Consider the following 13,447-nt stretch of genomic DNA (forward strand, 5'->3'; position numbering starts at 1 on the left):
AAGGACACCCACTATGTTCAACCAAAACATCCCCGCCACCTTGCTGCGCAGCCTGAGCGCCCTGGCCCTGATCTGCGCCGCACTGCAAGCGCAAGCGGCCGACTATCACGCCGTGATCAACACCACCGGCATGAGCGGCCGCGCCGCACTGGACATTCAATTCAACCCCGGCCCTCTGCCCGCCGTTGGCGCCAGCGTCACGCTGAGCAACTTCAGCGGCCTGCTGGGCGATGTCATCACGGTCGAGGGCGACGTGTCTGGCGCCTTGCCCGGCACCGTCGTGCTGCGCAACAGCACCAGCTACAACGATCTGTTCCAGGCGGTGACCCTGGGCGGCCGCTTCAGCTTCGACATCAGCTTCTCGGGCGATTTCTACAACACCAGTGGCAATGTGGGCAGCAGCTTCGCGGTCGGCCTGTTGGGCGGCGCCGGCCTGGACCAATACCTGGGCAACCCGGGCGGCAATCTGTTTCAGATTGAGCTGATGCCCATGGACGGCGCAGCGCCCGCCAGCATTCAATTGAAACAGTGGGACAACAGCATCAGCTCGGTGACTGCCGCTGTGCCTGAGCCCTCCAGCTATTTGTTGATGTTGGGTGGTCTGGCGGCCTTGGGCGCCCTGGCGCGTCGGCGTCAGGTCGGCTGAGTCGCTCACGCGCGGCAGGCATTCAAAAAGCATGGAAAGGGGCCTTAGGCCCCTTTTCTCATGGCAAGCGCGATCAACCTCAGGCGTCTTCTCTGGCTGGCGCAGTGCGCGTCTTTAAAGTACTTCTGGGGGCGCCAAAGGCGGTGAGATCGTCTTGCGCCGGCCTGTCCAGCCTAAATTACTCGCGTGCTTGAGGGCTTTGCGCCCTGATGACGGAAAATCGGGCCTTGTTGCTGCTGCAGCCGCGGCCGCCTTGCTTGCCTCCCCATGTTTACCCATCTGATTCCCGACGCCCAAGCCCCTGTGACGCAAGCCGATGCCAGCCAGCGCTTTATGCGCCTGCTGCAAACGGCTGTGACTGAGGGCACGCTGCACAAGCTGCTGCTGTCCAAGTACAGCGGCGCCGAAGACAAGCTGGAGCGTCTTACCGTGCGCGAGGTGGTCTTGCGCGGCGAGCGCCAGCTCTCTTTTTTGTGGCGCTACCAAACCAAGGACGTCACCAAGAACCATGCGATGGGGGAAGGGCTGGCGCTGATTCAAGACCTCTTGGGCACGCAGTTCCAGAACGCCCATCTGCACACCCCGAGCGAAGAGGTGCAACTGGCCTTCTCGCGCAAGGGCAAGCCCAGCCTGCGGGTGTCGCGCCTGGCTCCGGCTGAGCAGGCCGCCGCTGGCGCGGCGACTTCGCATGACAAGGAAAAGCAGCGCTACTTGTCCCTGCAAAAGCCCTTCTGGATGGATCTGGGCCTGACCCATGAGCTCAAGGGCGAGCCGGCCCTGGTGCCGGCCATGTCGCGCAAGTGGAAGCAGATCAATAAGTTCATCGAGATCTTCGCGGCGGCGCTGAAGACATCGGGCTTGGCTGACAGCCCCGATGTGCATGTGGCCGACTTCGGCTCGGGCAAGGGCTATCTGACCTTCGCGATGTATGACTGGCTGCGCGAGCAGGGCAAGGACGCGCAAGTCACCGGCGTCGAGCTGCGCGACGATATGGTCAAGCTGTGCAGCACGGCGGCCGTTCGTCATGGCCTGACGGGCCTGCGCTTCGATCAAGGCGATGTGCGCTCCTATACCCCGGCGCGGCTGGACGTGATGATTGCTCTGCACGCCTGCGACATCGCCACCGACTACGCCATTCACCTCGGCCTGCGCGCCGGGGCGCAAGTCATCATGTGCTCACCCTGCTGCCACAAGCAGATCCGCCCGCAGATGAAGATGCCCAAGATGCTGCGCCCGATGCTGCAGCATGGCATCCACCTGGGCCAGGAGGCCGAGATGGTGACCGACTCCTTGCGTGCGCTCTTGCTGGAAGCCGAAGGCTATGAGACCCAGGTGTTCGAGTTCATCGCGCTTGAGCACACCAGCAAGAACAAGATGATTCTGGCCATCAAGAAGACCGGTGCGGCGGCTGAGGCGCATGCGGCCGCGCGGCCCGAGTTGCTGGCGCAGATTGCCGAGATCAAGCGCTTCTACGGCCTGCGTGAGCAGTGCCTGGAAACCTTGCTGGCCGCGTAAGAAAAAAGACGGCCCCGGCATGGATCACATGCACGGGGCCGGAGCAGCGCTGGACACCGCCCATGGACAGGGCCCGTGAGGGCCGCGTGGGGCTGCGGTGTGGAACAAAGACTGTGTTTAGCGCGGGCAAAGCGGGCCACGCGTGGGCTGTTGGGCATCAAGGCGCCGCCAGCACACAGGGCCTGGGCGATGTGTGCAGACGCCTTTAGCTGCCGCAGGGTAGCGGGCAGCCAAGCAGCAGTTGCGTGCTGGCATGCGGACTTCCCGGCGCCGGGCGCATCAAGCGTTGCGGTGCTGGCTGCGGCGAGGGCGGGAAGTGGATGGATGGCATGCGAGGCTTTCGGGTCGGTGCCCCGCGGCGATGAGTGCGGGGCATGGATGCATCATCGCCGCCAAGCGGCCGGCGCAAACCTTGGAAGAAGGCGGGCGAAATCAAGCAATTTGCAGGGCGGCAAAAGCCCCCCAGTTCTGGCTCGACTGCTCGCCCGCCCTAACGTCACAGTTTTGCGGTCGCTGATGCTGCTGGCGCCGCCGAAACGTTGGCGCTAGCGCCCGCCTTGCGCAACATCAAACGCGCGGCCGGCGCCTTCAGGCCGCGGGTGGAATCGCCCGAGGCCGGCACCTCCACCCACAGCCACTCGCCCTTGACGCATTGCTGCTTGACCTTGAACCACAGCGGACCGCTGGCCTCGCTGGGCAAGCTGCCGCGCACCGTGAATTCGTCGTACCAGGCGTCTTGCAGATAGTTGTCCTCGCCCTGGGCGGTCCAGCTCACTTCGACCAACTCGTCGCTGATGCGGCGGCCGTGGCTCTCGTAGGGTTGGCTCAGCGCTTCGCGCCGAGTCTCCAGGCGCCAGCCGGCTTTGGGCATGGGCTTGGCACCGCGAAAACCCGGCGGCAGGATGACGCTGACGCGGGTGGTGGCGCTGCCTTCACAGCCATGGCCGACGCGCAGCACGGCCTTGTAGCTCTGGCCGGCCTCAGCCTCGGCTTGCTCCAGCGTGACGTGGGCCTGAGCGGCGAGGCTTATGGTCAGGGCCAGCGTGGCGGCGGTGATCAGAAACGGCTTTGTTTTCAACATGATGTTTGTCCTTGGGCTCACAGATCGAACTTCAGCTCAGCGTGATAGGTGCGCTGGGGGTAGGGGTGGAAGTTCCAGTAAAGAGCGTTGTTGAGGTTGTCGATGCCGCCGGCCAGGGTCCATTGCTTGGCCAGCTTCCATTGCACGCGCAGATCGGTGGTGAAGTAGCTGCTGAAGCCTTGGTAGGCAAAGCCGTTCGGGTCGCTGTTATTGAGCGTGCCGTACTGGCTGCTGGCGTAACGCAGGCCATAGCTGGCAGCAAGCGCGGGTGTGAGCTGGTAGCTCAGCAAGGCGCTGGAGCGCCATTTGGGCACGCGCGGCTGCTGCTTGCCGATGGTGTCGCCGGGCACGCTGACGAAGCCGCTATTGGTGAGGATGGTGGAGTCGGCATAGGTCAGGCTGGCTTGCAGATCCAGGCCTTGGACGCCGAGGTCGGTGGCCAGATAAGCCAGCTCGAAGCCGCGTGTGCGCACCCGGTCGATGTTCTGCACGCTGCTGACGGTCTTGCTGGCATTGCTGGGGTCGACGCTGAGCTGGGCGTACAAGGCGTCGCGCGTGTCCTCATGGAACAAGGTGCTGCGCAGTTGCTGGTTGTCTTTGACCCAGGTGGCGCTCAGCTCGGTGGTCCAGCCTTGTTCGGGCTTGAGGTTAGCGTTGGTGCTGGGGTCAGCAGGCACATAAACCCCGTTGGCATTGACGCCGCCCTGATACAGCTCGCCCACGGTGGGCATGCGCACGGCGCGGCCGGTGGACAGGCGCAGCGCCCAGTCGCTGTTCAGCTCATAGCCGATGGCGGCCTTGGGCGAGGCGTATTGCTCATTGCGGCGCGCGAAGTTGACCACCGTGCCATTGGCGGCCGTCTTCATGCCGTCGGCCGCTTGCCAGTCCTCCAGGCGCAGGCCCAGCACGGTTTTCAGCTGGGGGCTGATGCTCCAGGCGTCTTGGGCGTAGACGCTGCTCAGGCGCGAGCGGCCGCTGAAGGCGGTGAACAAGCTGCTGGGCGCGCCTTCGCGCCAGTCGGGCGCGTTGCTGGTGTTCTGCTGCCAGTGATAGTTCTCTTGCTGTGCGCCGAGGTCGATCACATGCGCGCTGCCGCTGGGCCTCAGCACAGCCTTGGCGGCCAGGGTGTTCCAGCCGGTACCGGCCAAGTCGGCAATCCGACCAGCGCCGCCGCTGTCAGCGCCGGGCCGCGCCGTCAGGGGCGAGCGCGACTGGTCCTTGTCATAGTGGTAGCGGCTGGCGCTGAGCTCGAAGTCGAACACGCCACGGCCATTGCTTTTGATGCTCAAACCCTGCATCTGGTGGCGCAGGCTGTCGCGGTTCTGGCCGAAGTCATTGCTGGCCAGGGTATAGGCCTTGCCGTCGATGCTGATTGGGCTTGGCTTGAGCGTGCCGCTATTGGCTGCCGTCGCGTAGAAGGGGGCGCCGCTGTTGTCGCGCAGATAGCTGGTGCTGCTGCCGGTGGTCTCATTGCCCCACCAACCCAGCACCGCGTTGGCGCTCAGCTCGGGTGTCAGCTCCAGTTTCAATTTGAGCTTGGCATGGTCTTGCACGGTGTTGTACTGCGTGCCTGCGCCGATGATCAGCCAGGGCACATTGCTCTTATCCAAGCCGGGCACGGCGCCTGTCACCACGGTGGCGCTCGCGCCGGCGGCGGTGGTCGACACAGGCTTGGTGATAAAGGTCAGCGGCTGGCCATCGCTGTCCAGGTGGTTGACATTGATCCACCAGCTCAGCGGCCCGGTCTTGCTGCCGATTGAGGCGCTGGCTTGGCGCCCTTGGTAGGTCGCCTTGCTGCTGTAAAGCTCGAAGGGCTGGCTGAACAGACCGAGGCTGACATGGGCCTCCAAGGCCTTGGGGCTACGGGTTTGATAGTCCACCACCGCGCCGGCGGAGTTGCCCGAGTAGGCGGCGGAGAAGGGGCCGTAAAGCACATCAACGCGCTCAATTTCCTCGGGCGTCACCATGCCCCAGCGCGGGGTAAAGGTGGCGCCATTGCCCAGCAGATTGCTCAGCGGGATGCCGTCGGCATAGACCAGCGAGCGCGCGCTATTGCCCGTGCCGGAAGCGCGGGTGGACAGCACGGCGTGGTTGTAGTCGCCGATATAGCGCTTGCGCACCAAAAGGCTGGGCAGGTATTTCAGCGCGTCTTCGGCATCGGTGGCGTTGATGCTGCGGGCGATTTCCACGCCGGTGATGCTCTCCAGCGTGGTGGGGATATTGCTGGGCAGGCTGCTGGTGGCGCTGCCGCTGACCAGCACCAGGCCCAGCTTGTGGGTAGGTGCAGCGGTGCCGTCTGCACTCGCGCCGGAGGCAGCAGCTGCCGCTGTTGCGGCTGGCGCAGCTGCTGCGCTCGCAGGGGTGGGCGCGTGCTCGGGGCAATCATCGCAAGCCTGGGCTTGCTGCATGGCGAAGGGCGAAAGAGGGGACAGGCAAAGCGTCAGGCACAGCTGGGCGCAGGCCAGCGTGACCTGGCGCGGCGCAAAACCGGCGCGCGCGCGGGAAGGCATGGAAGTCATGATGTCTTTTGAAAACTGAGTGATGCCGCGCGCACAAAAAAAGCGCGGGGCAGGCCGACGGCACAAGCAGACTCAGCGCGTGGCTGGGGCTTGCGGTCGTGCGAAACAAAAAACTCAGTGATTCAGAGGCGGGGCGCGTGACTGCGCGGGTGCCCAGGCATGGGCGCTGCTGGGGGCGCTGTAAAAGCGCTCGGGCATCTCAAAGCTCAGGCCGCTGGGCGGCAGGGTGAGCATGGGGCTGCCGGGTGGCGGGGCCAGGTCTTGCGTCTGCAGGGCGCAGAACGGGCAATGCTCGAACAGGCCATGCTTGCCGAGCTCACGCGGTTCAGGCCGGCTTTGCTCGGCCAGGCTCAGTTCGGCCGCCCGAGGCGACACGGCCGAGTTGCGGCACAGCGTGCTCCACACAATCACCTCGCCACGCGCCAGCGCCAGCGCTTGCGACAGCGTCGGCGCGAGCGTGGCCAGCAGCACAGTCACAAGGACAAGCCAGCGGCCGAAGCGGTGGGGAAGGTGGGGGCGGAGCAGCACGGGCGCAAGTGTAAGGCCGGGGCGAGCGCCGCGGCCTTGTTGCACATCAAGCCATCAAATCAGTGCTGATGACCTTTGTGGGCGTCTTCCATCGGTGCCGGTTTGGCGGCGGCCTTGGTGCCCATTTGGCGCACCTCGGCCTTGATCTCGATGGTTTCGCGCTTCTTGTCCGCGCCTTCGAACACCAGGGTGAGCGGCACGCTATCGCCGGCGGCCACCGGGGCCTTCAAGTCCATCAGCATGACGTGATAGCTGCCGGGCTTGAGCTCCACCGTCTTGCCGGCGGGCAGGTCCAGCGCGGGCACGGCGCGCATTTTCATGGTCGTGCCTTCCATCGCCATCTCATGCACTTCCACCACATTGGCAACCGGCGAGCGCACCTCGACCAAGCGGCAGTCGGCCTTGGCGCTGAGCTTGAAGAAGGCGCCGGTGGCTTTTTGCTGCGCCACGGTGGCGCGCACCCAGGCGTCTTTGACTTCGACCTGTTGCGCTTGCACCGATGCTGCGCTCAGCAAAGTGAGGCCCAGGCCCAGCAAGGCGGCGCCCAGTGGCCGTGTGATGAATGTAGACATGCTCAAAAGCTCCGGAAAAATGGTGTGCACCGACCCGCGAGTGCGGGGGCGGTGGCGCAAATTGTGGACCAGTTCGACGGCGCCGCTTCAAGTCGGCTTTGGTCGATGGGCGGCAGGCGCCCGCTGGCCTTTCGGTCGGCAGGCCAGCTCGCTCAAGCCTGCAGCAACTCCAGCAGCGTGCGGGCCACCACCTTGGTGGCGCGCCGCAGGTCGGCCAGTTGCACATGCTCATCGGCGCGTTTGGCATTGCTTTCCAGCACGGTGCGCGGGCCGGCGCCGTAGATGGCCGCCGGTATGCCCTGGGCGCCGTAAAGGCGCACATCGGTGTAGAGCGGCGTGCCCGAGGTGGGAATCGGCTCGCCAAACACCGTCTCGCCATGCTTTTGCAGGGCGGCCACCAGGGCCTCATTGCCCGGCAGGGGCTTGAGCGAATGGGCCAGCAGCAAGCGCTTGATCTCGACCGTGATGCCGGGCAGGCCGGCCGCCGTGTCGCGGATCAGGCGGCGCAGATCGGCCTCCACCGCCACCGGGTCTTCCTCGGGGATCATGCGGCGGTCCAGCTTGAACGTAACCCGGCCCGGCACCACATTGGTGTTGCTGCCGCCCTCGATGCGGCCCACATTCAGATAGGGGTGGGTGATGCCCGGCACCTGCGAGCTGATCTGCCGATAACGCGTGTTCTGCGCGTACAGCGCGTTCAGCAGGGCAACGCTGGCCTGCAGCGCATCGACACCGCTGTCGGGATAGGCGGCATGCGCGGCCTGGCCCAGCACGGTCACTTCCATTTGCAAGCAGCCGTTGTGGGCGGTGATGACCTGGTAGCTGAAGCCAGCAGCAATCAGCAGGTCGGGCTTGCTCAGGCCTTGCTTGAGCAGCCAGCCGGGGCCCAGTTCGCCGCCAAACTCTTCGTCGTAGGTGAAGTGCAGCTCCACCCCGCCGCGCAGGGCCGCGCCGCGCGCCTGCATGGCTTCGAGCGCGCGCAGGGCGAAGGTGTAGCTGGCGAAATCGCTCTTGCTGACGGCAGCGGCGCGGCCGTAGAGCTGGCCGCTTTCCAGGTCGCCAGCGACCTCGCCGCCATAAGGCTCATGCGTCCAGCCCTCACCGGGCGGCACCACATCGCCGTGGGCATTGAGGGCCAGCACCGGGCCGCCTTCTTGGTAGCGCCGCCGCACGATCAGATTGGTGATGGACGCCATGCCTTGCGCCTGCACCAGGGGCGCGGGCACGGGGTGCTGTTCAGTGGCCAGGCCCATGGCCTCCAGCAGCTCGGCGCTGCGCCGTGCATGGGGGGCGTTATTGCCCGGCGGGGTGTCGGTGGGTACTTGCACCAGGGCTTGCAGAAAAGCCACTTCTTCCGCGAAGTGGGCATCAATCCAGGCGTCGCTTTGTTCAAACCAGCTGCTCATGCGGCCGTCTCCTTGCTCATGTGTTCAAGCAGGCTTTGCAGGGCCTGCACTGCCAGCTGCGCGTCATCGCTGCTGACGGTTTCCAATGGGTTGTGGCTGATGCCTTCGTTGCCGCCGCGCACAAACAGCATGGCTTGGGGCATGCGCTCGTGCAGCTTCATCGCGTCGTGCCCGGCGCCACTGGGCATGCGGTGCAGGGGCAGGCCCAGGCCGCTGACGGCTTGCTCCCAGCGCGCTTGCCAGGCAGCGTCGCTGGGGGCGGCGCTGGCGGACATGGTCAATTCCAGGCTGTGCTGCAGGCCACGGCGCAGGCAGATGTCGGCCAGGGCCTGGCGCACGTCGGCGTCCAGCGCGTCGCGCGCGGCATTGCTGGTGGCGCGCAGGTCGAGGCTGAATTGGCAGCGCCCCGGCACCACATTGATGGAGCCCGCCGGCACTTGCAACATGCCCACGGTGCCGACAGTGCCGGCGCTCGCGGCTGTGGCGCTGGCGCGTTGCTCCACATACAGAATCAGCTCGGCCACGGCGGCAGCGGCGTCACGCCGGCGGTTCATCGGCGTGGTGCCGGCATGCGCGGCCTGGCCTTGAATCACGCCGCAGTAGCGCAGGCTGCCGTTGATGGAGCTGACGATGCCCAGGGGCAGATTCAGTTCATTGAGCACCGGCCCTTGTTCGATATGCACTTCGACAAAGCCCAGGTACTGGCCGGGCTCGCGCCGCAGCGCCTGGATGGCCTCCAGCGTGCCCGGCAAACCGGCGGCCTGCATGGCGCTGCGCATGCTGATGCCTTGATCGTCGGTCTGCTCCAGCCAGGCCGGGTCGAACTGGCCGGTCAGGGCGCTGGCGGCCAAGAAGGTGGCGGGGTAGCGCTGCCCCTCTTCCTCGGCAAAAGCCACCAGCTCGATGCCAAAGGGCAGGCGCCGCCCGGCGCGGTGCAGTTCACGCACGGCAGCCATGGCGGTGAAGATGCCCAGGCGGCCGTCGTAGCGGCCGGCATTGCGCACGGTGTCGTAGTGCGAGCCGGTCAGCAGGCGTTTGGCCTTGGGTGAGCTGCCGTGATAAACACCCACCACATTGCCCACCGCGTCGATGTTCACTTCGTCAAAACCGCACTCTTGTGCCATCCACCACTGCAGGCGGCGCATCACGGTCTGGTGCGCTTCGCTGAGGTAGGTGACGGTGAGCTGGCCCAGCGGGCGGAACTCGGCATCGGTGTGCGCGGCCAACTCTTCCGCCCAGTCCCAGACCTGCTGGCCCAGGGTGGGCTCGACGCCAAACTTGTCATTCAAGCGCAGTTCGGCAATGCGGTGAATCTGGCGCAGGCACTCGGCCAGTTCCTGCTCAGGCTGGGCCTGCAGGCGGCGGGCCAGGGTGTCGATGATGTCGCGGCGGCGCAGGCCGATGCCGCGCGGGCCGCGCACCGCCAAGATGAAGGGCCAGCCGAATTTCTCGTTATAGGCTTGGTTGAGGCTTTGGATGCGCGCCAACTCTTCCGGCGTGCAGTGGCCCAGCCCGGCGCGTTCTTGCTCGCTGCTGGATTCAGCGGTGAGCGTTTGCTGGGCCATGGCCTTGCCGGCCAGCTCGGGGTGGGCGCGAATCAGCAAGAGCTGCGCTTCGCGCCCGGCTTGGCTGACGACATCTGCCAGGGCCTGTTTGAGCTGGGCGAGGCTGCGGAAAGGGCGCGCTAGCGCCGCACCCTGGGCGACCCAGGGCGAATGCTCGTACACACCCTCCAGCAGGGCCGCGAAGCCGGCCTCGCTGGCGCCGTTGAGGTCCTCAAAACTCAGGCATTGACTCATCAGCATTCACTCCCAGACAAAGGCCGTGGCGGCGTCAAACGGATGGGTGGCGCGCCAATGGCGGGCGATGTCCACACGGCGGCAGACCCAGACCCGCTCATGCCGGTCGATATGGTCCAAAAAGCGCTGCAGGGCGCGCATACGCCCGGGGCGGCCGAGCAAGCGGCAGTGCATGCCGATGCTCATCATCTTGGGTGCGTCCTGGCCTTCGGCGTAGAGCACATCGAAGCTGTCGCGCAGGTACTCAAAAAACTCGTCGCCATGCGAGAAGCCCTGCGGCAGGGCGAAGCGCATATCGTTGCAATCGAGGGTGTAGGGCACCACGAGGTGTGGGCTGAGTTGGCCGTCGGTCTTGCGCACCTGCAGCCAGAAGGGCAAATCGTCGCCGTAGTAGTCGCTGTCGTACTCAAAGCCGCCGTAGTCGGCCACCAGGCGGCGGGTGTTTGGGCTGTCGCGGCCGGTGTACCAGCCGGACGGGCGCTCGCCGGTCAGGCGCTGCAGGCTGTCCATGGCCAGCTCGATCTCGGCGCGCTCTTGCGCCTCGGGCATGGTTTGGTGATTGAGCCAGCGCCAACCGTGGCAGGCGATTTCGTGGTTCATTTGCTGCAGCGCCTGGCTCAGCTCGGGGTGGCGTTGCAGCGCTTGCGCCACTGCGAACACGGTGAGCGGCAGGGCGCGTGATTCGAACTCCCGCAGCAGGCGCCACACGCCGGCGCGTGAGCCGTATTCGTAAATGCTCTCCATGCTGAGGTGGCGCGCCGGATAGGCCGGCGGGTTGGCCATCTCGGACAGAAACTGCTCGGAGCCGGTATCGCCATGCAGCACCGACATTTCGGCGCCTTCTTCATAGTTCAAGACGAACTGCACGGCGATGCGGGCCTGGCCTGGCCATTGCGCATGCGGCGGCTTTTCGCCGTAACCGATCAGGTCGCGAGGGTAGTTACTGGCACTGGATGGGAGCTTGCTATTCATGGGCTGCGCTGCTTTGCCTACACTGCTGTGCAGTTTATGGGTCAAGTGGCCCGAGTCTTGGCGAGGGAGAAAAATCAATGGGCAAACTCACCACCCATGTGTTGGACACCATGCACGGTCGGCCAGCCGCCGGCATGGCCGTGCGCTTGTATCGCCTAGACGGCGAGCAGGCCGTTCTGCTGCAAACGCTGGCGCTGAATGCCGACGGGCGGGCCGATGCGCCCCTGCTCAGCGGGGCCGAGTGTCAGGTCGGCCGCTATCGCCTGGTGTTCGAGGTGGCCGACTATTTCCGCCGTGCCGGCGTGGTCTTGCCCGAGCCGGCCTTCCTGGATCAGGTGCCGCTGGATTTCGGCCTGGCCGATGTGGCGCTTCACTATCACGTGCCCTTGCTGACCAGCCCCTGGAGCTATTCGACCTATCGCGGGAGCTGATGGACACGTTCGAGAAATTGCTGCTGCGCCTGCGCAGCCAGCCCCTGCAATTGCTGCAAGTCAGCCGGCTGGAAGGCAGCGGCCCGCGCGAGGTTGGTGCCTGGATGGCCGTGGGCCTGGACGGTTTTTCGCTCGGCTCGGTGGGCGGCGGACAGCTGGAATTCGAGGCCATGGCCTGGGCGCGCGCGCGACTGGGCGGCGGCGAACGCGATACGGTCTCGCGCCGTTTTGCGTTGGGGCCGAGCCTGGGTCAATGCTGCGGCGGCGCGGTCACCGTGAGCATGCGCTATCTGCCGGGGCCTGCTGACCCCGCCATGAGCGAGGCGGAGTGCCAGGTCTTGCGGCAAAGCCTGACCCCGCCAGAGGCGGAATTGATGCCGGTGGCCTTGTTCGGCAACGGCCATGTCGGGCGCGCCTTGGTGGATCAGCTGAGCCGCCTGCCTTGCCGGGTGCATTGGCTGGATAGCCGGGCGGAGGATTTTCCGGCAAGCTTGCCCGCCAAGGTCCATGCCGAACACTCCGATCCGGTGCAGCGCGCGGTGGCCACTTTGGCGCCGGGCTCGCTGGTGTTGATCATGAGCTTCAGTCATTTTGAGGATATCGAGCTGGTCGCCGCTTGCTTGCAGCGCAGGCGGGAGCGCGACGATCTCGGCTTCATCGGCCTGATCGGCAGCAAGAGCAAATGGGCCAGCTTTCGCCAGCGCCTGTTGGGGCGTGGCTTCAGTGAGGCCGAGTTGGCGGGTGTGTGTTGCCCCATCGGCGTGCCCGGCATCAGCGGCAAGCAGCCGGAGGTGATTGCGCTGGCGGTGGCGGCGCAACTCATGCAGATTTGGGGCAGTGCTAGTCGCTAGACCAGGGCGAGCCGATGGACGATGATGCGGCGGACGCCCCGAGTCGCTCTGCCGCAGCGGCTACCTGAGACCAACTCATTGGCGGGCACATTGGCGGGACGCCAATGGCTTTTGGATTGCGGCACAACCAGGTAGGAGAGTTTTCCATGGCCAGTAAAACCGTCTCAGCAAGCAAGCCTGTTCCCAGCAAGGCCGCGCTTGCTGCCAAGCCCAAGGCGCTGTCGCTGCATATCGGCCTGAATGCCGTCAATCCATCGGCCTACGGCGGCTGGGACGGCCCCTTGGCCGCTTGTGAGTTCGATGCCAACGATATGAGCGCCCTGGCCAAGAGCCGCGGTATGAAGCCCAGCACCTTGCTGACAAAAAAGGCCACCCGCGCGGCCGTGCTGAGCCATCTGCGCGCCGCCGCGAAGGCGCTGAAGGCGGGCGATTTCTTCATGCTCAGCTATTCCGGCCATGGCGGCCAGATGCCGGATGCCAATGGCGATGAGCCCGACCGCAAGGACGAGACTTGGTGCTTGTACGACGGACAGCTGATCGATGATGAGCTGTATTTCGAGCTGAGCAGCTTCGCCACCGGCGTGCGCGTGCTGGTGCTGTCGGACAGCTGCCACAGCGGCACCGTCACGCGAGCCCTACCGCCACCGCCCGCGCCACTGGGCCAGGGTGCGCGCTTGATGCCGCCCGCCGTGGCGCTGCGGGTCTACACCGCTCACCAGGCGTTTTACGACAAGCTACAGGCCGATGTGGCCAAGGCCGCGGCCGCGCGCAAGAGCGCGGTGGTTGACCCCGATGCGGCGCTGGCCCAGCTGTCGCAAGTTGGCGCGGCGGCGCATGCCACGGCCTTGGTGGGCGCCTTCAAGCCCTCGGTGCTGCTGATCTCGGGCTGCCAGGACAATCAAACCTCGATGGACGGGCTGCACAACGGCGCCTTCACCGAGAGCCTGCTCAAGGTCTGGAACCAGGGTAAGTTCAAGGGCGACTACAACTTGTTCCATCAGCGCATTCGCGCCGGTTTGCCTGCTACGCAGTCGCCCAATTTGTTTGTGCTGGGCTCTTCCGCGGCCTTCATCAAGCAAGCGCCCTTCAGCGTTTGAGGCTGTGGCATTCAGCGGCTGCATTAGACT

At 65.5% G+C, this 13,447-nt stretch carries 12 protein-coding genes; 5 read left to right on the forward strand and 7 right to left on the reverse strand.

The annotated features are described in order from the left end of the window. Positions 1-13: 13 nt before the first annotated feature. Both AABB87_RS18375 and AABB87_RS18380 read left to right on the forward strand, forming a co-directional pair. Entirely contained in the window at positions 14-646 is a 633-nt protein-coding gene (locus tag AABB87_RS18375) for an NF038129 family PEP-CTERM protein (RefSeq protein ID WP_341972716.1), read from the forward strand. Positions 647-913: 267 nt separating this feature from the next. Continuing rightward, positions 914-2,161 (forward strand): class I SAM-dependent methyltransferase, encoded by a 1,248-nt coding sequence (locus AABB87_RS18380; RefSeq protein ID WP_341972717.1) that lies wholly within the window; start codon positions 914-916, stop codon positions 2,159-2,161. A gap of 496 nt (positions 2,162-2,657) precedes the next feature. Here the strand turns inward: AABB87_RS18380 and AABB87_RS18385 are convergent, their stop codons facing one another. The 7 genes from AABB87_RS18385 to puuE all read right to left on the reverse strand — a co-directional run bounded on the left by AABB87_RS18385 (position 2,658) and on the right by puuE (position 11,038). After that, positions 2,658-3,242, reverse strand: a complete 585-nt coding sequence (locus AABB87_RS18385; RefSeq protein WP_341972718.1) for a YcnI family copper-binding membrane protein — start codon at positions 3,240-3,242, stop codon at positions 2,658-2,660. A 17-nt stretch (positions 3,243-3,259) separates the two neighbouring features. Next, positions 3,260-5,761 carry a TonB-dependent receptor gene (locus AABB87_RS18390; protein WP_341972719.1) on the reverse strand — a complete coding sequence of 834 codons (2,502 nt, stop codon included), beginning with the start codon at positions 5,759-5,761 and terminating at the stop codon, positions 3,260-3,262. Between the two features lie 114 nt (positions 5,762-5,875). Next, a complete protein-coding gene (locus AABB87_RS18395; RefSeq protein WP_341972720.1) occupies positions 5,876-6,334 on the reverse strand; it encodes a DUF2946 domain-containing protein in 459 nt (152 codons plus the stop codon). A gap of 14 nt (positions 6,335-6,348) precedes the next feature. Then, a complete protein-coding gene (locus AABB87_RS18400; RefSeq protein ID WP_341972721.1) occupies positions 6,349-6,861 on the reverse strand; it encodes a copper chaperone PCu(A)C in 513 nt (170 codons plus the stop codon). A gap of 152 nt (positions 6,862-7,013) precedes the next feature. Then, a complete protein-coding gene (locus AABB87_RS18405; protein WP_341972722.1) occupies positions 7,014-8,267 on the reverse strand; it encodes a M20/M25/M40 family metallo-hydrolase in 1,254 nt (417 codons plus the stop codon). Further along, entirely contained in the window at positions 8,264-10,066 is a 1,803-nt protein-coding gene (gene uraD / locus AABB87_RS18410) for a 2-oxo-4-hydroxy-4-carboxy-5-ureidoimidazoline decarboxylase (protein WP_341972723.1), read from the reverse strand. The genes AABB87_RS18405 and uraD overlap by 4 nt, the downstream gene beginning before the upstream one ends. Positions 10,067-10,072: 6 nt before the next feature. Next, a complete protein-coding gene (puuE, locus tag AABB87_RS18415; RefSeq protein WP_341972724.1) occupies positions 10,073-11,038 on the reverse strand; it encodes an allantoinase PuuE in 966 nt (321 codons plus the stop codon). Between the two features lie 77 nt (positions 11,039-11,115). On the opposite strand from puuE, the gene uraH reads away from it, so the two are divergent. From uraH to AABB87_RS18430, 3 genes are all read left to right on the forward strand, one after another. After that, positions 11,116-11,469: a hydroxyisourate hydrolase gene (gene uraH / locus AABB87_RS18420; RefSeq protein WP_058718494.1), complete on the forward strand. Its 354-nt coding sequence runs from the start codon at positions 11,116-11,118 to the stop codon at positions 11,467-11,469. Beyond that, positions 11,469-12,320 (forward strand): xanthine dehydrogenase accessory protein XdhC, encoded by an 852-nt coding sequence (xdhC, locus tag AABB87_RS18425; protein WP_341972725.1) that lies wholly within the window; start codon positions 11,469-11,471, stop codon positions 12,318-12,320. The genes uraH and xdhC overlap by 1 nt, the downstream gene beginning before the upstream one ends. 146 nt (positions 12,321-12,466) lie before the next feature. Next, positions 12,467-13,417: a caspase family protein gene (locus AABB87_RS18430; protein ID WP_341972726.1), complete on the forward strand. Its 951-nt coding sequence runs from the start codon at positions 12,467-12,469 to the stop codon at positions 13,415-13,417. Positions 13,418-13,447: the final 30 nt, after the last annotated feature.

It is taken from the genome of Roseateles sp. PN1, from assembly GCF_038419725.1.
GTDB lineage: Bacteria > Pseudomonadota > Gammaproteobacteria > Burkholderiales > Burkholderiaceae_C > Paucibacter_A.

What these genes read in the sequence shown, in the direction of transcription:
- AABB87_RS18375 (WP_341972716.1), top strand. Translation starts at nt 14, where the DNA reads ATGTTCAACCAAAACATCCCCGCCACCTTGCTGCGCAGCCTGAGCGCC.
- AABB87_RS18380 (WP_341972717.1), top strand. Translation starts at nt 914, where the DNA reads ATGTTTACCCATCTGATTCCCGACGCCCAAGCCCCTGTGACGCAAGCC.
- AABB87_RS18385 (WP_341972718.1), bottom strand. Translation starts at nt 3,242, where the DNA reads ATGTTGAAAACAAAGCCGTTTCTGATCACCGCCGCCACGCTGGCCCTG.
- AABB87_RS18390 (WP_341972719.1), bottom strand. Translation starts at nt 5,761, where the DNA reads ATGACTTCCATGCCTTCCCGCGCGCGCGCCGGTTTTGCGCCGCGCCAG.
- AABB87_RS18400 (WP_341972721.1), bottom strand. Translation starts at nt 6,861, where the DNA reads ATGTCTACATTCATCACACGGCCACTGGGCGCCGCCTTGCTGGGCCTG.
- AABB87_RS18405 (WP_341972722.1), bottom strand. Translation starts at nt 8,267, where the DNA reads ATGAGCAGCTGGTTTGAACAAAGCGACGCCTGGATTGATGCCCACTTC.
- uraD (WP_341972723.1), bottom strand. Translation starts at nt 10,066, where the DNA reads ATGAGTCAATGCCTGAGTTTTGAGGACCTCAACGGCGCCAGCGAGGCC.
- puuE (WP_341972724.1), bottom strand. Translation starts at nt 11,038, where the DNA reads ATGAATAGCAAGCTCCCATCCAGTGCCAGTAACTACCCTCGCGACCTG.
- uraH (WP_058718494.1), top strand. Translation starts at nt 11,116, where the DNA reads ATGGGCAAACTCACCACCCATGTGTTGGACACCATGCACGGTCGGCCA.
- xdhC (WP_341972725.1), top strand. Translation starts at nt 11,469, where the DNA reads ATGGACACGTTCGAGAAATTGCTGCTGCGCCTGCGCAGCCAGCCCCTG.
- AABB87_RS18430 (WP_341972726.1), top strand. Translation starts at nt 12,467, where the DNA reads ATGGCCAGTAAAACCGTCTCAGCAAGCAAGCCTGTTCCCAGCAAGGCC.